Origin of the sequence: Achromobacter animicus (assembly GCF_902859585.1) — a bacterium.
GTDB classification, from domain to species: Bacteria; Pseudomonadota; Gammaproteobacteria; order Burkholderiales; family Burkholderiaceae_B; genus Achromobacter; species Achromobacter animicus.
In genome coordinates, this window is sequence record NZ_CADIJM010000002.1 from 426,040 (window position 1) to 443,126 (window position 17,087).

Annotated in this window: 17 protein-coding genes and 1 tRNA gene; 7 read left to right on the forward strand and 11 right to left on the reverse strand. The window is 65.7% G+C overall.

The window, feature by feature from the left end; all coding sequences use genetic code 11:
* Positions 1 to 80 precede the first annotated feature (80 nt).
* Positions 81 to 1,487 (forward strand): signal recognition particle protein, encoded by a 1,407-nt coding sequence (ffh, locus tag HV681_RS06850; protein ID WP_056559422.1) that lies wholly within the window; start codon positions 81 to 83, stop codon positions 1,485 to 1,487.
* 268 nt (positions 1,488 to 1,755) lie between these two features.
* Here ffh and lysM read toward each other — a convergent pair whose 3' ends face one another.
* The 4 genes from lysM to trmB all read right to left on the reverse strand — a co-directional run bounded on the left by lysM (position 1,756) and on the right by trmB (position 4,484).
* Positions 1,756 to 2,202 carry a peptidoglycan-binding protein LysM gene (lysM, locus tag HV681_RS06855; RefSeq protein WP_056559419.1) on the reverse strand — a complete coding sequence of 149 codons (447 nt, stop codon included), beginning with the start codon at positions 2,200 to 2,202 and terminating at the stop codon, positions 1,756 to 1,758.
* Positions 2,203 to 2,506: 304 nt separating this feature from the next.
* Entirely contained in the window at positions 2,507 to 2,707 is a 201-nt protein-coding gene (gene thiS, locus HV681_RS06860) for a sulfur carrier protein ThiS (RefSeq protein ID WP_056559414.1), read from the reverse strand.
* A gap of 11 nt (positions 2,708 to 2,718) precedes the next feature.
* Positions 2,719 to 3,660, reverse strand: a complete 942-nt coding sequence (gene pip / locus HV681_RS06865; protein WP_175122359.1) for a prolyl aminopeptidase — start codon at positions 3,658 to 3,660, stop codon at positions 2,719 to 2,721.
* Complete coding sequence (gene trmB, locus HV681_RS06870; protein ID WP_056559408.1) at positions 3,660 to 4,484, reverse strand: tRNA (guanosine(46)-N7)-methyltransferase TrmB; 825 nt, start codon at positions 4,482 to 4,484, stop codon at positions 3,660 to 3,662. Before trmB ends, pip begins: the two co-directional genes overlap by 1 nt.
* Positions 4,485 to 4,611: 127 nt before the next feature.
* Here trmB and HV681_RS06875 point away from each other — a divergent pair, with 127 nt between their 5' ends.
* The 5 genes from HV681_RS06875 (at position 4,612) to HV681_RS06895 (ending at position 9,021) form a co-directional block, all read left to right on the forward strand.
* Entirely contained in the window at positions 4,612 to 5,508 is an 897-nt protein-coding gene (locus tag HV681_RS06875; protein ID WP_175122360.1) for a LysR substrate-binding domain-containing protein, read from the forward strand.
* A 121-nt stretch (positions 5,509 to 5,629) separates the two neighbouring features.
* Positions 5,630 to 6,823, forward strand: coding sequence for a CaiB/BaiF CoA transferase family protein (locus HV681_RS06880; protein ID WP_175122361.1), 1,194 nt, complete (start codon positions 5,630 to 5,632; stop codon positions 6,821 to 6,823).
* Positions 6,820 to 7,773: a hydroxymethylglutaryl-CoA lyase gene (locus tag HV681_RS06885; protein ID WP_175122362.1), complete on the forward strand. Its 954-nt coding sequence runs from the start codon at positions 6,820 to 6,822 to the stop codon at positions 7,771 to 7,773. The genes HV681_RS06880 and HV681_RS06885 overlap by 4 nt, the downstream gene beginning before the upstream one ends.
* Before the next feature lie 75 nt (positions 7,774 to 7,848).
* Positions 7,849 to 8,835 carry a Bug family tripartite tricarboxylate transporter substrate binding protein gene (locus HV681_RS06890; RefSeq protein ID WP_175122363.1) on the forward strand — a complete coding sequence of 329 codons (987 nt, stop codon included), beginning with the start codon at positions 7,849 to 7,851 and terminating at the stop codon, positions 8,833 to 8,835.
* A gap of 112 nt (positions 8,836 to 8,947) precedes the next feature.
* Positions 8,948 to 9,021: transfer RNA gene (locus tag HV681_RS06895), tRNA-Gly, on the forward strand.
* 140 nt (positions 9,022 to 9,161) lie between these two features.
* Here the strand turns inward: HV681_RS06895 and HV681_RS06900 are convergent.
* Entirely contained in the window at positions 9,162 to 9,548 is a 387-nt protein-coding gene (locus tag HV681_RS06900) for a VOC family protein (protein ID WP_175122364.1), read from the reverse strand.
* 270 nt (positions 9,549 to 9,818) lie between these two features.
* Between HV681_RS06900 and HV681_RS06905 the strand changes: the two genes are divergently transcribed.
* Entirely contained in the window at positions 9,819 to 10,724 is a 906-nt protein-coding gene (locus HV681_RS06905) for a LysR family transcriptional regulator (RefSeq protein WP_175122365.1), read from the forward strand.
* Positions 10,725 to 10,827: 103 nt separating this feature from the next.
* On the opposite strand, the gene HV681_RS06910 is transcribed toward HV681_RS06905, so the two are convergent.
* The 6 genes from HV681_RS06910 to HV681_RS06935 all read right to left on the reverse strand — a co-directional run bounded on the left by HV681_RS06910 (position 10,828) and on the right by HV681_RS06935 (position 16,997).
* Positions 10,828 to 11,430 (reverse strand): hypothetical protein, encoded by a 603-nt coding sequence (locus HV681_RS06910; RefSeq protein WP_175122366.1) that lies wholly within the window; start codon positions 11,428 to 11,430, stop codon positions 10,828 to 10,830.
* A gap of 97 nt (positions 11,431 to 11,527) precedes the next feature.
* Positions 11,528 to 11,713: a hypothetical protein gene (locus HV681_RS06915; protein ID WP_175122367.1), complete on the reverse strand. Its 186-nt coding sequence runs from the start codon at positions 11,711 to 11,713 to the stop codon at positions 11,528 to 11,530.
* Positions 11,714 to 11,762: 49 nt separating this feature from the next.
* Positions 11,763 to 13,607 (reverse strand): ABC transporter ATP-binding protein, encoded by a 1,845-nt coding sequence (locus tag HV681_RS06920; RefSeq protein ID WP_175122368.1) that lies wholly within the window; start codon positions 13,605 to 13,607, stop codon positions 11,763 to 11,765.
* 234 nt (positions 13,608 to 13,841) lie between these two features.
* Positions 13,842 to 14,849, reverse strand: a complete 1,008-nt coding sequence (locus HV681_RS06925) for an NAD(P)-dependent oxidoreductase (RefSeq protein WP_175122369.1) — start codon at positions 14,847 to 14,849, stop codon at positions 13,842 to 13,844.
* On the reverse strand, positions 14,846 to 15,994 hold the full coding sequence (locus HV681_RS06930) for a mandelate racemase/muconate lactonizing enzyme family protein (protein ID WP_175122370.1): 1,149 nt from the start codon (positions 15,992 to 15,994) through the stop codon (positions 14,846 to 14,848). Before HV681_RS06930 ends, HV681_RS06925 begins: the two co-directional genes overlap by 4 nt.
* A gap of 28 nt (positions 15,995 to 16,022) precedes the next feature.
* Positions 16,023 to 16,997 (reverse strand): tripartite tricarboxylate transporter substrate binding protein, encoded by a 975-nt coding sequence (locus tag HV681_RS06935; RefSeq protein ID WP_175122371.1) that lies wholly within the window; start codon positions 16,995 to 16,997, stop codon positions 16,023 to 16,025.
* Positions 16,998 to 17,087 lie beyond the last annotated feature (90 nt).

A 17,087-nucleotide genomic window follows, 5' to 3' on the forward strand; every position in this document is an offset into this window, starting at 1 on the left:
GGGGTGCGCGTCACCCGAAAGCGCAGAATCCGCGCCTGCGGCCACCGTTCAATCAACTAGTTTAAGCGGAAACGCCTCTCATGCTCGATAACCTAACTCAACGCCTGTCGCGCGTCGTCAAGACGCTGCGCGGGGAAGCCCGCCTGACCGAGGCCAACACGCAGGAGATGCTGCGCGAAGTGCGCATGGCGCTGCTGGAAGCCGACGTCGCGCTGCCGGTCGTTCGCGACTTTGTCGCGCGGGTGAAGGAAAAGGCGCTGGGCGAAGAAGTCGCCGGCAGCCTCAGCCCGGGCCAGGCGCTCGTCGGCGTCGTCAACAAGGAACTGACTGCCCTCATGGGCGGCGACCTGGGTGCCGACGCCAACGAACTGTCGCTGGCCGTCCAGCCGCCCGCCGTGATCCTGATGGCGGGCCTGCAGGGCGCCGGCAAGACCACCACCACCGGCAAGCTGGCGCGCTGGCTCAGCGAAGGGCAGCACACGCAGCACGGCCGCAAGACCGGCAAGAAGAAGGTACTGGTGGTGTCCGCCGACGTGTACCGTCCGGCCGCTATCGACCAGTTGAAGAGCGTGGCCGCGCAGGTCGGTGTGGATTTCCTGCCGTCCGATCCCAGCCAGAAGCCCGAAGACATCGCGCGCGGCGCGGTTGATCACGCCCGCCGCCATCATTACGACGTGCTGATCCTGGACACGGCCGGCCGCCTGGGCATCGACGAGGCCATGATGCGCGAGATCCGCGCGCTGCATGACCTGGTCAAGCCGGTGGAAACGCTGTTCGTGGTGGACGCGATGCAGGGCCAGGATGCGGTCAACACCGCGCGCGCCTTTGCCGACGCGCTGCCCCTGACCGGCGTCGTCCTGACCAAGCTGGACGGCGACGCCCGCGGCGGCGCGGCCCTGTCGGTGCGGCACGTCACCGGCAAGCCGCTCAAGTTTGTCGGCGTGTCGGAAAAGCTGGATGGCCTCGAGCCGTTCTACCCCGACCGCATGGCGCAGCGCGTGCTGGGCATGGGCGACATCGTCTCGCTCGTGGAGCAGGCGCAGAAGAACATCGACATCGCCGAAGCGCAGAAGCTTGCGTCCAAGATCAAGTCGGGCAACAAGTTCGACCTGAACGACTTCCGCGACCAGCTCGGCCAGGTCAAGAAGCTGGGCGACATGGGCTCGCTGCTTGAAAAGCTGCCGGCTCAGTTCCAGCAGGCCGCCGGTCAGTTGCAGGGCGGCCAGGCGGAAAAGCAGCTTCGCCGCACTGAAGGCATCCTGAATTCCATGACGGCCGCCGAACGCGCCAAGCCCGAACTGATCAAGGCCTCGCGCAAGCGCCGCATCGCCGCCGGCTCCGGCGTGCCGGTTCAAGAGGTCAACCGGCTGCTGGCTCAGTTCGAGCAGATGCAGGGCATGATGAAGCAGATGAAAAAGGGCGGCATGGCCAAGATGATGCGCGCCATGGGCGGCATGAAGGGGCTGGGCCGCTTCGGAATGAAGTAAGAGGCCTCACGCCGCTCTCGCTTCGCTCGCTTGCAGCCCCCGAAAGGGCTGCCCCGCTCTGCTACGAGGCCAGGTGTCAGACACCCGTGGGGCAGGCTTTTGGCGCGTGCGGGTGTCGCTGGGGTGTCAGACACCTTCAGACCGTCAGCCAAAAAAATGGCCAGACATTGCGTCTGGCCAAGCAATCGCGGCAGGCAGGGGGCGCCGCACCGCGACACAAGCCGGAGAACGCATGGGTGTCCTCCGGATTGTTTGAATTCAGTGCCGCTTACGACAGCGGCGGAATGCGCAGCACCTGGCCCGGGTAGATCTTGTCGGGGCTGGTGAGCATGGGCTTGTTGGCTTCGAAGATCAGGGTGTTCTTGGCGCCCTGGCCCTTGCCGTACTGCGCTTCGGCGATCTTCCACAGGTTGTCGCCCTTTTGCACGGTGTACATCTTGGCTTCCGGCGTGGCCTGCTTGACCTGCAGCTGGTTGTCCACCGCGGCCACGCCAACCGTGTTGCCCAGCGCCAGTGAAATCTTCTCGGCGTCTTCCGTGCTCAACGCCTGACCCGCGACCGTGACCTTGTCGCCGTCCACCGTGATTTGCAGGCCATCCGCGTTCAGGCCGTGCTTATCCAGCTCTTTCTTCAATTCCTCTGCCGTCGCGGCCTTGGCCTCGCTGGCGCCGAAGAGCTTTTCTCCAACGTCCTTGATGAAATTGAGCAGACCCATAGCGTTTCCTTTATCGATATTGCGGTGAGAAAACCTGCGCGCCCTGAAGGCGCCTGCCTCGGTCGAGGCGGCGCGATAGAAACGATTATGACTCGCACATTTGCCCTACGACGAGGGGTTGTGGTGTAACAGGTTGCTAGCCTCTTGCCAGACTACGCAACAATGCTGGCACCTTCGCAGGACGTTGGTATCCGTGGGTGTAGGCCGCCTCGTGCGCGCGGCGGCATGCAAAAAGGCCGCTGAGTGTCAGCGGCCTTCAAAGGCGTATCGCGATGCGGCGCCAAGGCGCTGCGATGACGGTAAGTCAGCCGCCGCCCACCGCGACCACGATCTCGATCTGGTCGCCGTCGGACAGCGCCGTCTGCGCGTGCTGGCTTTTGGGCACGATTTCGCCGTTGCGTTCAACGGCCACGCGCTTGCCCGCGTAGCCCAGCGTTTCGAGCAATTCGTTGACCGTGGTGTCCAGCGGGAACTCGCGGGCGTCTCCGTTCAGGGTGATGTGCATGTCAGGGCTCCTCACTGTTTGGCGTAGGCGTCGGTGGCGGCGATCAGGCGCGCCAGCGTACCGGGTTCGTCGAAGGCATGGCCGGCATCGGGCACCAGGTGAAATTGCGCTTCCGGCCACGCGCGGTGCAGGTCCCACGCGGTGCGCGCGGGCGTGCAGACGTCGTAGCGGCCCTGCACGATGGTGCCCGGGATGCCGCGCAGCTTCTGCGCGTCGCGGATCAGCTGGCCTTCTTCCATGAAGCCGGCGTTGAAGAAATAGTGGTTCTCGATGCGCGCAAAGGCCAGCGCCGCGCGGTCCGCGGCATGGCTTTGCTGATGGCGCGGGCTGGGCAGCAGCGTGATCGTGCTGTCTTCCCATTTGCTCCAGGCCTTGGCGGCGCGCAGTTGCTCGACGGGGTCGTTGCCCGTCAGGCGTTTATGGTACGCGGTGACCAGGTCGCCGCGTTCGGCCTCGGGGATCGGCGCCAGGTACTCTTCCCAGCGGTCGGGAAACAGCCACGACGCGCCTTCCTGGTAGAACCATTGGATCTCGGCGCGCCGCAGGCCGAAGATGCCGCGCAGCACGAGTTCGCTGGTGTGCGCCGGGTGCGTCTCGGAATAGGCCAGCCCCAGCGTCGACCCCCAGGACCCGCCAAACACCAGCCACTTCTCGGCGCCGATGACTTCGGTGCGCAGGCGTTCGATGTCGGTGACCAGATGCCAGGTGGTGTTGTTGTCCAGGCTGGCGTGGGGTTGCGAACGGCCGCAGCCGCGCTGATCAAACAGCAGCACGTTGTAGCGTTGCGGATCGAACAACTGCCGATGCACGGGCGAGCAGCCGCTGCCGGGCCCGCCATGCAGGAAGACGGCGGGCTTGCCGTTGGGGTTGCCGCACATTTCCCAATAGATCTGGTGACCGTCTCCGGTATCCAGCATGCCTTGACGGTAGGGTTCGATCGGCGGATAGAGCATCAGGCGACTCGCTTGAAGATCAGGTCCCAGACGCCGTGGCCCAGGCGCAGGCCGCGTGTCTCGAATTTGGTGAGGGGGCGGTAATCGGGGCGCGGCGCGTAGCCGTCGACGGTGTTCTTGAGGAGCGGCTCGCCGCTCAGCACTTCGAGCATCTGCACCGCGTAGTCTTCCCAATCGGTGGCGCAGTGGATGTAGCCGCCGGGCGCAATGCGGCTGGCCAGCAGCGAGATGAAGGCCGGCTGGATCAGGCGGCGCTTGTGATGGCGCTTCTTGGGCCACGGGTCCGGAAAGTAGATGTGCACGCCGGCCAGGGAATCGGGGGCGATCATGTCGCGCACCACTTCGACGGCATCGTGCTGGATGATGCGCAGGTTCTGAATGCTGGAGTCTTCGATGCGGCGCAGCAGCGATCCGACGCCGGCGTTGAACACTTCCACGCCCAGGAAGTTGTCGCCAGGCCGGGCCAGCGCGATCTTTTCGGTGGTTTCGCCCATGCCGAAGCCGATCTCCAGCACCGTCGGGGCCTGCCGTCCGAAGGCGGCGGCCGGATCCAGGCGGCGGGGGGCATAGGGGAGGGACCATTGGCCCATCAGGCGTTCCAGCGCAGCGAGCTGGCCCTGGGTGATGTGGCCGCGGCGATGGACGAAGCTGCGGATGTGCGCGGCGCCGGGACTGTTGGGCGCATACGCGGCGCTGGTCAGCGCGGCCTGGGTTTCCGGGGAAACGGGGGCGGGCGCGGCGTCGGCGGCGGGCGTGGCGGGCGCGTCTGCGGGGAGGTCCGCAGGGGTGTTCGTGGAGCTGTTGGTGGGGTTGTTCGTATTCATAGGCGGGATTGTAGTGGCAGGTCTGCCCGCGCGGAGCCGGTCATAGGGACGAAAACAGGGACGCATTTATTCCGGACGCCTGCGGCTATAGTTTCAGCCCGGTTTCCCTGCGCCGTAGTCCTTTGTCATGAACTTTGCCCGGATCGACCTCGTCACGCTTGCCCTGTTTGTTTCTGTTGCGCGCCAGGGAAGCATCTCGGCCGGCGCGCGCCAGTCGCATCTGGCAGTAGGCGCGGCCAGCAAGCGGATTTCCGACCTGGAAGCCGCGCTGGGGTCGCCCCTGCTGTTTCGCAATGCCGCCGGCGTGGAGTTGACCGATGCCGGACAGGCGTGCCTGGTGCACGCGCTGCGGGTGCTGCAGGAAGTCGAGCAGATGGCCGGCGCGCTGTCCGACTTTGCGCAGGGCGTGCGAGGCCAGGTGCGCATTGCCGCCAACACCTCGTCGCTGACACAGTTCCTGCCCGAGGACCTGGCCGCCTTCATGGACGAGCATCCTGCCGTGCGCATCGACCTGGAAGAGCAGAACAGCAGCGACATCGTCACCGCCGTGCTGGAGAACCGCGCGGACATCGGCGTCTTTGCCGACCGCACGCTGGCAGACGGTCTTGCCACCTTCCCGTATCGCCTGGACGAGTTGGTGCTGATCGTGCCGCAGCGCCATCCGTTGGCCGCGGAGCCGCAGGTCGCCTTCGCGGACACGCTGGCCTACGACTACGTCGGCCTGCCGCCCGCGACGTCGCTGGCGACCCGGCTGTCGGAAGAAAGCGGCCGGATGGGCCGGGCGATGCGGCTGCGTATCCAGGTGCGCAGTTTTGACGCCATCTGCCGCATGGTCGCGGCCACGCGTGGCGTGGGCATCCTGCCGCGCATCGCCGCCGAGCCGCACGCGCGGTCCATGCCGATCCGGCTGATTCCGCTGACCGACGAGTGGGCGCGCCGCTGGCTGCTTTTGGGCGTGCGCGACGCCGACACCCTGACCGTGGCCGCGCGGCTGCTGCTGGCCCACCTGCGCGGCGAGGGCTGAGGGTTAGCCCGGGGTTTCTCGTTCCGGGAATGCCCCTTTCCCCGATTGTCCATTCCGCTCCCCGGCGCTTTGCGCGCACACTGCCGTCCATCACTACCGTAAGACGCGCCTGGGAGGCGATATGGCAGGGCAGATTCTTGCCGGCATTCGTGTGCTGGAACTGGGACAACTCATCGCGGGGCCTTTTGCGGCCAAGACGCTGGCGGACTTTGGCGCGCAGGTCATCAAGATCGAGCCGCCGGGCCAGGGCGATCCGCTGCGCAAATGGCGTCTGCTGCACGAGGGCACCTCGGTGTGGTGGGAGGCGCAGTCGCGCAACAAGCAGTCGGTCTGCGTGGACCTGCGCCAGCAGGAAGGCCAGGACATCGTGCGCATGCTGGCGCGCGAGGCCGACGTGCTGATCGAGAATTTCCGCCCCGGCACGCTGGAAAAATGGGGCTTGTCGTGGGAAGCCCTGCACGAACTGAATCCCCGCCTGATCATGTTGCGCATCTCGGGCTACGGCCAGACCGGTCCCAAGGCGCGCGAACCGGGCTTCGCCGCGATCGGCGAAGCCATGGCGGGCCTGCGCTACCTGAACGGTGAGCCGGGCCGGGCGCCGGTGCGCGCCGGCCTGTCGCTGGGCGACACCATCGCCGGCCTGCATGGCGCGCTGGGCGTGATGCTGGCGCTGTATCAACGCGATGCGCGCGGTGGCGTGGGGCAGGTGATCGACACCGCGCTGTACGAAAGCCTGTTCAACCTGAGCGAGAGCCTGCTGCCCGAGTATTCGGTGTTCGGCGCGGTGCGTGAGCCCGCCGGCGCGTCGCTGCCCGGCATCGCGCCGTCCAACGCCTACCCGTGCCAGGACGGCTACGTGCTCATCGCGGGCAACGGCGACGCCATCTACACCCGGCTGATGGCCCGCATCGGCCGCGACGACCTGGGACAGGACCCGGCGCTGGCGCACAACGACGGCCGCGCGCGCCGTGTGGAAGAGATCGACGCCGCCATCGGCGCGTGGACGCAGGAACGGCGGATCGACGACGTGCTGGCCGCCATGCTGGAAGCGGGCGTGCCCGCCGGCCGCATCTATTCCATTGCCGATATTGCCAAGGATCCGCACTACCGCGCCCGCAACGCCATCACATCGATGGAATCCGCGGCGGGCGTGCAGGTCGAGATGCCCGCCGTCTTTCCGTACCTGTCGTCCAACCCGGGCGCGGTGCGCGAACGCGCGCCCACGCTCGGCGAACACACCGATGCGGTGCTGGCGTCCGTAGGGCTGACCGAAGAACAGCGCGCCGCGTTGCGCGCCAAGGGAGTGATTGCATGAACCACGGACCCGCCCGCATCGAGATCAACGAGGTCGGCCCGCGCGATGGCCTCCAGATCGAGAAGACCATGGTGTCCACGGACGACAAGGTCGCCTTCGTGGATGCGCTATCCGACTGCGGTTATGCCCGCATCGAGGTCACCAGCTTCACCTCGCCCAAGGCCATTCCCGCGCTGGCCGACGCCGTTGACGTCATGCGCCGCATCCGCCGCCGTCCCGGCGTGATCTATACCGCGCTGGTCCCGAACGTGCGCGGGCTGGAACGCGCGCTGGAGGCCGGCACCGACGAGATGAACCTCGTCATGTCGTGCAGCGAGACGCACAACCGCGCCAACCTGCGCATGACGCGCGACCAGTCGTTTGCCGAGCTGTCGCAGGTTCTGGCCGCCGCGGCAAAGGCCGGCGCGCCGTGCAACGTGTCGTTGTCGACCGCGTTCGGCTGTCCGTTCGACGGCGACGTGCCCGCGGACACGGTGCTGGACCTGGCGGCGCGTCTGGTCGATGCGGGCGCTGCCGGCATCACGCTGTGCGACACGACAGGCATGGCGTTTCCGACGCAAGTGGCCGCCCTGTGCGAACAGGCGGCGGCGCGCCTGCCATCCACCGCGCTGACCGTACACCTGCACAACACGCGCGGCATGGCGCTGGCCAACGCCATCGCGGCCTGGCAGACCGGCATCACCCGCTTTGACGCCGCGGCTGGCGGCCTGGGCGGATGTCCTTACGCGCCGGGCGCCAGCGGCAACGTCAACACCGAAGAGCTGGTCCACATGTTTGCTTGCATGGACGTGGAGACCGGCGTGTCGCTGGAGCCGCTGCTGGCCATCGTGCGAAGCCTGCCCGGTTTGGTCCAGCGCGATCTGTCCAACGCATTGCTGCAGGCGGGGCCGAGGCTGGCCTTGCATGCGCCGCCCGCGTGGCTGGCCGAACGGTTTCCGGCCGACGCCTGATTGATCTGTCTTTTCCAAGCTGTACCTGCCGTACCCGAACCACCCACAGATAAAACAATACCCAGGAGACAACGCATGGCCTCTTTCCGCCTGCCCACCGCACTGCGCGTCAGCGCCGCCTTCGCCCTGATCACCGCCGCCGGCGCCGCCAGCGCACAGGCCGAGTTTCCGAACCGTCCCGTCACGCTGATCGTGTCTGCCGCGCCCGGCGGCACCACCGACATCGCCGCCCGCCTGATTGCGCAGCCCTTGGGCGCGGCGCTGGGCCAGAGCGTCGTCGTCGAGAACAAGCCCGGCGCCTCTGGCGGCATCGCTGCGCAGGCCGTGGCGCGCGCCAAGCCGGACGGCTACACGCTGCTGCTGCAGTACTCGGGCTTTCAGGTCATCACGCCGCACGTGACGCCCGCCGCCGGCTGGGACCCCATCAAGGACTTTGCCCCGGTCGCCAACGTGCTGTCCGCGCCGCAAGTCGTGGTCGTGCGTCCCGATCTGCCCATCAAGTCCCTGAAGGAACTGGTCGCGTACGCCAAGGCCAACCCGGGCAAGCTGAACTACGCGTCGTCCGGCAACGGTTCGCTGCAGCAGGTCGCCACGGAACTGCTCAACCAGATGGCCGGCACGCAGATCACGCACATTCCGTACAAGGGCACCGGCCCCGCGCTGAATGACTTGCTGGGCGGCGCTGTCGACATGACGATCACCACGCCGCCGCCACTGCTGGGCCAGATCGCCGCAGGCAAGCTGCGTGCGCTGGCGGTCACGGGCAATGCCCGCTTGCCGTCGCTGCCCGACGTGCCCACGGCCGCCGAAGCCGGCTACCCCGACCTGATCGTGTCGTCGTGGTTTGCCATGTACGCACCCAAGGACACGCCCGCGCCGGTCGTCGACAAGATCGCGGGCGAGATCCAGAAAATCATGAAGACCGACGAGTTCCGCAAGAAGGCGGCCGAGCAGGGCGCCGAGGCGATCTTCATGGGCCCGAAGGAACTGGGCGCCTACACGCAGACCGAACTGGACCGGTGGGGCAAGGTGGTCAAGGCCGCGAACATCACGGCGAATTGATGGCGGCGGGTTTTTGGTAGAACGGGGCGGGCATTTTTGACCCGCCCCGACTGAAAAAACCCGCGCTATAATCGCGGCTCTGCCCGGCCCACGGCTGCGGCACGACACCCGAGCGGGTGTAGTTCAATGGTAGAACGGCAGCTTCCCAAGCTTCATACGAGGGTTCGATTCCCTTCACCCGCTCCATCAATCCCGGCAAGTTCCCTTCATGCGACGCTGATCACTTGATTCTGCGGCGTCGGCATTCATTCCCTGCATCGATCAACGCATTGCCCGAGGATGTCCGCGTCGACCTGCGCTGGGGCGTTCCTGAGCGCGCCTTCCGGTCAAGCGAGCCGGTGACAAACGGCCTCGATGTTGTAGCCGTCGGGGTCCAGGATGAAGGCGCCGTAATAGTGGGGGTGGTAATGCGTGCGCAAGCCTGGCGGGCCGTTGTCGCGGCCGCCGGCTGCCAAGGCGGCGCGATGAAACGCGTCGACCGCTTCGCGGCTGCGGGCGCGGAAGGCCACATGCACGCGCGGCGCGCAGGGCGTGCCCTCATGTATCCAGAATTCGCCACCGGGGTTGTTCTCGTTGTCCGGTTCTCCGACGCCGAAGCCCATGTCGGTCTCGAACGTCTTGCGTGCCACATAACCCAGCGCCGCCAACGCGCTCAGGTAAAACGCGCGGCTGCGCTCGAAGTTGCTCACATGGATCGTGATGTGGTCCAACATGCAACGCTCCTTCAGAAAGGTGGCCCATCGGGCCGGAACGATCAGCATAGGCCATCAGGGCGGACGACAGGGCGGTGATTCGCAAGGTGGCGTGATGGGAGGGAGCCGGCGCGGGAGGCGCTCACACCTGCGCCATCCCGCCATCGACAAACAGCGCGATGCTATTGACGAAGTTTGCCAATCGATCACCGAAATAATGGACAAATCCGGAAGGATTGAAACGACTATGCGTGTTTGTGGATAATCGCTTCATCTCAAGGAGTCTTCGGCATGGATCAATTGACCGCGATTCGCGGGTTTGCGCGCGTAGTGGAGGCGGGCAGTTTCACGCGGGCGGCGGATTCGCTGGATATGCCCAATGCCACGCTGAGCAAGATCGTGCAGGACCTGGAGGCGCACCTGGGCGTGCGCCTGCTTCAGCGAACGACGCGGCGCGTCACGGTCACGCCGGAAGGGCGCGAGTACTACGAGAAAGCGTTGCGCATCGTGCGCGACCTGGAAGACATCGACGGGTCGTTCAATGCCGTGCAAGGCAAGCCGAAAGGACACCTGCGCATCGACGTGGGCGGCTCCACCGCGAGCGACGTGCTGATCCCCGCGATCTCCGATTTTCTGACGCGCTATCCCGACATCCGGATCGACTTCGGGGTGTCAGACCGCCCCGTCAACCTGATCAGCGACAACGTCGACTGCGTGATCCGCGGCGGTCCGCTCGACGACTCTTCGCTGGTGGCGCGGCAGATCGGTACCGCCGATCTGATCACCTGCGCCACGCCGGGATACCTCAAGCAGTTCGGCACGCCTGCCTATCCGAATGAGTTGAAGAACGGCCACAAGCTGGTCAGCTACCTGTCGCCGCAGAACGGCCGCGCATTTCCGTTCCGCTTTGAGCGCGATGGGGAAAAGACGGAGATCAAGGTCGAGCATCGCGTCGGCGTCAATGAAAGCAACGCGCATCTGGCGGCGGCGCTGGCGGGCCTGGGGATCGTTCAGACGTTCACCTATGCGGCGGGCCCCGCGTTGCAAAGCGGCGCGCTCGTCGAGATTCTGAAACCGTGGCGGCCCCAGCCTTATCCGTTTCATGTGGTGTACCCGCACAACCGCCATGTGACGCATCGGCTGCGTGTGTTCATTGATTGGCTCGTGGCGAATCTGCCCGCGCAGCTCAAAGGATGAAGGGCAGGTGCTGGTCCACCCAAGCCCTCATCGAAGATGTCATGTTGGGAAAGGCGCACCCCGTCAACACGAAGTGCGCCCCGTTCAGAATTACTGATACGCGTTAGAAGCTGGGCTTTCTGGACTGGCTGCGCTGCACATACTCGATCCGCGCATTCATCCATGCCGGGTCGTGCATCTGGATGCTGACGCCGCTGTATTTCAATATCGCCTGCGTCAGGTCCGTCGAGCAGCCCATGCCAGGGTTCGTGCTGGGTTTGGTGCACCATTCCATGTTCAGGTCGTTGGGATAGTTGGACTGGCGGCCGTATTTTTCCAGCACGGCTTTGCCCATGGCTTCCTTGTTGGCCGGCGTCCACGGCAGTTCATAGCGGATCTGCGACACCGCCAGCGGCCGTTGCTTGTCGACAGGCACGCGCGGCTCGAAGTGGACGATGAAGCTGACGCCATCTTTGTCGTAGCTGAAGTTCATCGGCATCTTGGTGTTCGTGACGGGGTTGTTCGTCGCGTAGCCGATCCGGATGTCCTTCTTGCCAACATTGAAGTTCTTGGCGGTGGCGGCAAGGGCTTCGTCGAAGTCCATGCCCGTCTTGACGCCGGCGACATCAAACGTGCGGGCGTCGACCGAACGGGGAGACGCGGCATTCGCGGGAGCAACGACGACGGCGGTCAGCGCGGAAATGAGGAGTGCAGCTTTCAACTTCAAAATAAAGATCCTTTTCGAATAGCGCGGGGATTATCCGATCGGGTCTTTCTTATGTCCCTAATAAAGTGCAACCAAACTTGTCACCGAGGCCTTTTATTCAAAGCCTGAAGGCCAGCACAAAGCCCAGCAGGGCAACGGTCATCAGCCCGCCCGCGACGGCTGCGGAAGGACGGTGATCCGGGCCGGAGCCGTTGTCCTTGAACCGGAAAGGCCGTTTGACGCTGATGTACACGCTGGCCGCCAAGGCGGCCGCCGCAACTGCGCCGATTGTGTAGGCAAGCATCTGAACTCCTGGACCAATGAAGCGGCCGGGCGCGGGCCCGGCTACCAAATCAAACCGGTTGGCTCGGCTCTTCGGCCAGGAAACCCCCGCTCTGATGCCGCCACAGGCGCGCGTACACGCCGTTCATTGCCAGCAGTTCCGCATGGCTGCCCTGTTCGATGATCTGGCCTTGATCCATCACGATGAGACGGTCCATCGCGGCGATGGTGGACAGGCGGTGCGCGATGGCGATGACGGTTTTGCCCTGCATGACTTCGTCCAGGCTCTCCTGAATGGCGGCTTCCACTTCCGAATCCAATGCGCTGGTAGCTTCGTCCAGCAGCAGGATGGGCGCGTTCTTGAGCATGACGCGGGCAATTGCGATGCGCTGGCGCTGGCCGCCCGACAGCTTGACGCCGCGTTCGCCGACGAGCGTGTCGTAGCCGGTGTTGCCGTGCGAGTCGCTGAGCTGCTGGATGAAGTCGTCGGCCTGTGCGCGGGCCGCGGCGGCGCGGATTTCTTCGCGGCTGGCGTCGGGGCGGCCATACGCGATGTTGTCGCAGATGGAGCGGTGCAGGAGCGATGTGTCCTGCGTGACCATCCCGATGGCGCTGCGCAGGCTGTCCTGCGTGACCTTCGAGATGTCCTGGCCGTCGATGCGGATGTGTCCCCGTTCGACGTCGTAGAAGCGCAGCAGCAGGTTGATGAGCGTGGATTTGCCGGCGCCGGATCGTCCGACCAGGCCGATCTTTTCGCCGGGGCGCACGGTGAGGGTCAGGCCGTCGAGGACCTGGCGCTCGTTGTTGTAGTTGAAATAGACGTCATCGAACTGGACTTCGCCTTGCGTGACTTGCAGGGTGGCGGCGTTGGGCGCGTCCTGCACCTTCGGGACGTGGGTCAGGGTGGCGATGCCGTCCTGCACGGTGCCGATGTTCTCGAACAGCGAGGTCATCTGCCACATGATCCAGTGCGACATGCCGTTCACGCGCAGCGCCATCGCGGTCACCGCCGCCACAGCGCCGGTGCCGACTTCGTTGCCGTGCCACAGCCACAGCGCGTAGCCGCCGGCCGCCAGGATCAGCGCCGACACCAGCGCCTGGTTCACGATTTCAAACTGGCTGACCAGACGCATCTGGCGGTAGCCGGTTTCCTTGAAGTCCTCCATGGCGGCGCGCGCAAAGCGGGCCTCGCGATTGGTGTGCGAGAAAAGCTTGACGGTGGTGATGTTGGTGTAGGCATCGGTGACGCGTCCGGTCATGGACGATCGGGCATGCGCCTGCTCTTTGCCGACCTTGCCCAGCCGCGGCACGAAATACATCATGGCCAGGCCGTAGAGCGCCATCCAGCCGATGAAGGGCAGCATCAGACGCCAGTCGAAGCCCCCGGCCAGCGCGACGATGGTGACGAAGTAGACAGCGATGCCGAGCACGATTTCGCAGAAGGTCAGCAGCACTTCGCGCACGGCAAGCGCGGTCTGCATGACCTTGGTGGTGACGCGGCCGGCGAACTCATCAGAGAAAAACGACAGGCTTTGCCGCAGCATCATGCGGTGAAAGTCCCATCGCAGGCGCAGCGGCAGGTTGATGGCCAGGACCTGATGCTGGACCAGTGTACGTAGCGCGACGACGCCAACGCTGACGCACAGCACGATGGCAATGCCCCACAGGACCTGGCGTTCGTGTGCCGACGCGGCCTCGCCGGCTTTCCAGGCGGTGAGCATGTCGACAACCTGCCCCAGGAAGGCGAAGAGCCACGCTTCGTATATGGAGACCGCCGCGCTCAGGATCGCCAGCGCGGCGATGTAGCGGCGCGAACCGTGCGTGCAGAACCACAAGAAGGCGAAGAAACCCGTGGGCGGCGGGGGGACATTCTCGGAAGGGAACGGATTGAGCTGGCTTTCAAATCTGCGGAACAAGGCAGAGACTCCGGATTCTGGATATGGCTTTCGACGAGGCGCGGTGGCGGCGCACATTGGCGCTGCTGGCCTTGGGAAGCGAGTCCCCAATTAAAGCGATATTTAAGCGCATTCGGCCGAAGCCGAGAAATGCGGCGACAGAATCGTAGGAGTGGTGGTACAGCAAGGATCCGTGCCTGCTGACGAGATGCCGGCCGTTAGCACGATGATGCGGAGGGAATCGGACTGACGAGGTCAGCTTTTGGGGGTGGAAAACGCCGTCGCGTGACGCGTCAGCCAGCGCTGGAACTCATCCGCAAAGCAATCGACAACCCGGTCCTCGTGCCCGAGCGACGCGGCGCTGTTATGCGGGCTGATCCACACCGACGGCAGCGACCATAGCGGCGACGCTTGCGGCAGCGGTTCTTCCGTAAACGTGTCGAGGTAAGCGCCCGCCAGGCGTCCCGCTGCCAGCGCATCCGTTAGCGCGATTTCATCCACCAGCTCGCCGCGCGCGACATTGACGATGCGCGCGCCGCGCGGCAACAGGGCAATCCGGCGCGCGTCGATGATGCCGGCCGTCTCGGCATTCAACGGAAGCGCCAGCACGAGCCAGTCGCAATGGGGCAACGCGTCGTCCAGCTGCGCCATGCCGATGACATCGTCAAAGCCGGCCAGCGGCTCGGCATGCCGGCGAACGGCCGTCGTGCCCAGACCCAGCGCCGAGCACAAGCGCCCGATCTCCTGCCCGATGGCGCCCGCGCCCAGCACCAGCAAGTGCATGGACGACAGATCTCGCGGACGGGCGTCGCCGGTCAGCGGCTGCCATTCGCGCCGCGCCTGCGACGCGAGCCAGCGGTCGAAGCCGCGCGACTGCGCCAGGATGGCGGCCACGGCGGTCTGCGCGATGGGGGCAGCGGTGACGCCGGTGGAGGCGGTGACCGGAACGCCGCGCGCCAACGTGTGCGCATACTGCGGCAGGTCCTGCCCCGACGAACAGACGTGCAGCCAGCGCAGCCCCGGCGCGGCGTCCGCCACCCGAAAGAAGGCATCGGACAGCGGGCCGGGCTTGCGCAGCGAACTGCCTTCGTACAGATCACGTGAAAAGAACGCCACGTCGATACGCGCGGGGTCGGCGTCTTCGACCCGATGGCGTCGCAGGCGCACGCCGGCATCCAGTGCGAGGGCGTCGAGGCGCGGGCCATGCGCGCGGTCGACCTTGGCCGACAGCAGCAGGCCCAGCGCGGGGGCGGCCGTGTTCAACGGACGACCTGCCAGCGGTCGCGTTCGCCGGGATAGACCACACCGTATTCGGCGATGGCGTCGTCGCTGAACCGGAAGGCAAGGCCGGGCTCGGAAGGCACCAGCAGGTTGCCATCCTCGGCCTGCAGTTGGCGGTCGATCAGGCGGCGGAAGTTGACGATGTGGTCGTCCGGCATCCATTCCACGTAGGTCGCGTTGGGCGCGCTGGCGGCCAAGTGGATGTGCACGTCGTGCCAGGCGTGCGGCGCCACGGTGATGCCGTGGCTGTCGGCCGTGGCCGCGATGCGGCGCCATTCGGTGATGCCGCCGCACACGGTCGCGTCGGTCTGCAGGATGGTGGTGGCGCCGCTGGCGATCAGGTCCTTGAAGCGCCAGCGGCCGGCCTCGACTTCGCCGGTGGCGACGGTGACCGGCGTGGCGCGCGCCAGCCGCACGTGGTTGTCGATGTCGTCGGGCGAGAAGGGCTCCTCGATCCAGAAGGGGTGATAGGGCTCGAACGCGCGCATGTATTCCAGCGCGGTGGGCAGGTCGCGCCACGCGTTGTTGGCGTCCAGCATCAGGCGCACGTCGTCGCCGATGGCCTCGCGCACGGCGGCGATGCGCTTGCGCTCGCCGGCCACGCTTTCCAGGCCGACCTTCATCTTGACGGCGCGAAAGCCCTCTTTGACGTGCTGCGCCATCTCGGCGGCCAGCTTGTCCGGCGTCTTGCCCGGCTGGTAGTACCCGCCGCTGGCGTAGGCGGGCACGCGGTCTTTCACGGTGGCGCCCAGGTATTGGTAGAGCGGCACGCCGGCGCTGCGTGCGTTCAAATCCCAAAGCGCCGTGTCGATGGCGGACAGGGCGCGCATTACGCCGCCGGCGCGGCCCAGCAGCAGCGCTTCCTGGTACAGCTCGTTCCACAGGCCTTCGACGCGCAACGATTCCTGGCCGATCAGGCGGGGCGCCAGCAGGTCCGTCACGGCTACGGACAACAGGCGTCCCGCGCTGTTCACGGCGTAGCAGTAGCCCAGGCCCTCCTGGCCGTCGGTGGAGCGCACGCGCACCAGGCAGTATTCGCGCGCCTTGACCTGGCGTGTGGAGAACGTGACCGGATTCGCGAGCGGCACGCGGGCAATGCAGACAGAGACGGATTCGATGGTAGGCATATGCGGGGATGCTCCGGGTTGGATGGGATCAGTCGAACTTGATGTTGCTTTGCTTGATGACGCCAGCCCATTTCACTTTTTCGCTGTCGATCAATTGCTGGAACTGCGCGGGCGATTCATCCAGCGGTTTCAGGCCCATTTCATCCAGGCGCGCCTGCATGCCGGGCTCGCGGACCACGCGCGAAATCTCCTTGTGCAGGAAGTCGACGACCTGCGGCGGCGTGCCGGCGGGCGCGATGATGCCGAACCACACGTTGGCCTCGTAGCCGGGCACGCCGGACTCGGCCAGCGTGGGCACGTCGGGCAGTTGCGGCAGGCGCTCCTTGGAGGTCACCGCCAGCGCCTTGAGCTTGTTCTGCTTGATGAAGGGCAGGCTCTGCGTGGGCGTGGCGAAGATCAGCGGAATCATCCCGCCGATCACGTCGGTCTGCGCGGGCGCGCCGCCCTTGTAGGGGATGTGGTTCATGCGGATGCCGGCCATCTGGTCCAGAAGCTCCAGCGAGATGTGCTGCGTGGAACCCTGCCCCGGCGTGCCGAAGTCGATGCCGCGTTCTTTCTTCTTGGCCAGCGTGATCAGATCCTTGGTGGTGTTGGGCTCGAACTTGGGATTGGCCACCAGCACGAACGGCGTGTCGGCGATCAGCGAGACCGGCGCGAAGTCCTTGAGCGTATAGGTGAGGTTGGGATACAGCAGCGTGTTGGTGACGTGCGAGGAAATCACCAGCATCAGCGTGTAGCCGTCGGCGGGCGAGCGCTTCAGTTCGCCCGTGGCGATGGTGCTGTTCGCGCCCGGCTTGTTCTCGACGATCATCGGCTGCGGCCAGGTCTTCGATAGTTCCGCGGCGACCAGGCGGGCCACGGTGTCATTTGAGCCGCCGGGCGCCATGCCGACCATCAGGCGCACGGGTTTGGCGGGATAGCTCTCGGCGAAGGCGAGGGGGGCGGCAGCGGCAAAGGCGGCGGACAGGCAGCCGCCAACGAGGACACGGGCAAGGCGCTTCATGAAGTTGTCTCCTTGGATTGTTCTGCTGTTGTGAACCCATGATAGACAGGCCGTCTTAGTCGATGAATGGATAATTTGGATAAGAAAATC

Bases quoted from the DNA above. Each gene is read 5' to 3' on its own strand.
- ffh (WP_056559422.1), top strand. From the start codon at position 81: ATGCTCGATAACCTAACTCAACGCCTGTCGCGCGTCGTCAAGACGCTG.
- lysM (WP_056559419.1), bottom strand. From the start codon at position 2,202: ATGGGTCTGCTCAATTTCATCAAGGACGTTGGAGAAAAGCTCTTCGGC.
- thiS (WP_056559414.1), bottom strand. From the start codon at position 2,707: ATGCACATCACCCTGAACGGAGACGCCCGCGAGTTCCCGCTGGACACC.
- pip (WP_175122359.1), bottom strand. From the start codon at position 3,660: ATGCTCTATCCGCCGATCGAACCCTACCGTCAAGGCATGCTGGATACC.
- trmB (WP_056559408.1), bottom strand. From the start codon at position 4,484: ATGAATACGAACAACCCCACCAACAGCTCCACGAACACCCCTGCGGAC.
- HV681_RS06875 (WP_175122360.1), top strand. From the start codon at position 4,612: ATGAACTTTGCCCGGATCGACCTCGTCACGCTTGCCCTGTTTGTTTCT.
- HV681_RS06880 (WP_175122361.1), top strand. From the start codon at position 5,630: ATGGCAGGGCAGATTCTTGCCGGCATTCGTGTGCTGGAACTGGGACAA.
- HV681_RS06885 (WP_175122362.1), top strand. From the start codon at position 6,820: ATGAACCACGGACCCGCCCGCATCGAGATCAACGAGGTCGGCCCGCGC.
- HV681_RS06890 (WP_175122363.1), top strand. From the start codon at position 7,849: ATGGCCTCTTTCCGCCTGCCCACCGCACTGCGCGTCAGCGCCGCCTTC.
- HV681_RS06900 (WP_175122364.1), bottom strand. From the start codon at position 9,548: ATGTTGGACCACATCACGATCCATGTGAGCAACTTCGAGCGCAGCCGC.
- HV681_RS06905 (WP_175122365.1), top strand. From the start codon at position 9,819: ATGGATCAATTGACCGCGATTCGCGGGTTTGCGCGCGTAGTGGAGGCG.
- HV681_RS06915 (WP_175122367.1), bottom strand. From the start codon at position 11,713: ATGCTTGCCTACACAATCGGCGCAGTTGCGGCGGCCGCCTTGGCGGCC.
- HV681_RS06930 (WP_175122370.1), bottom strand. From the start codon at position 15,994: ATGCCTACCATCGAATCCGTCTCTGTCTGCATTGCCCGCGTGCCGCTC.
- HV681_RS06935 (WP_175122371.1), bottom strand. From the start codon at position 16,997: ATGAAGCGCCTTGCCCGTGTCCTCGTTGGCGGCTGCCTGTCCGCCGCC.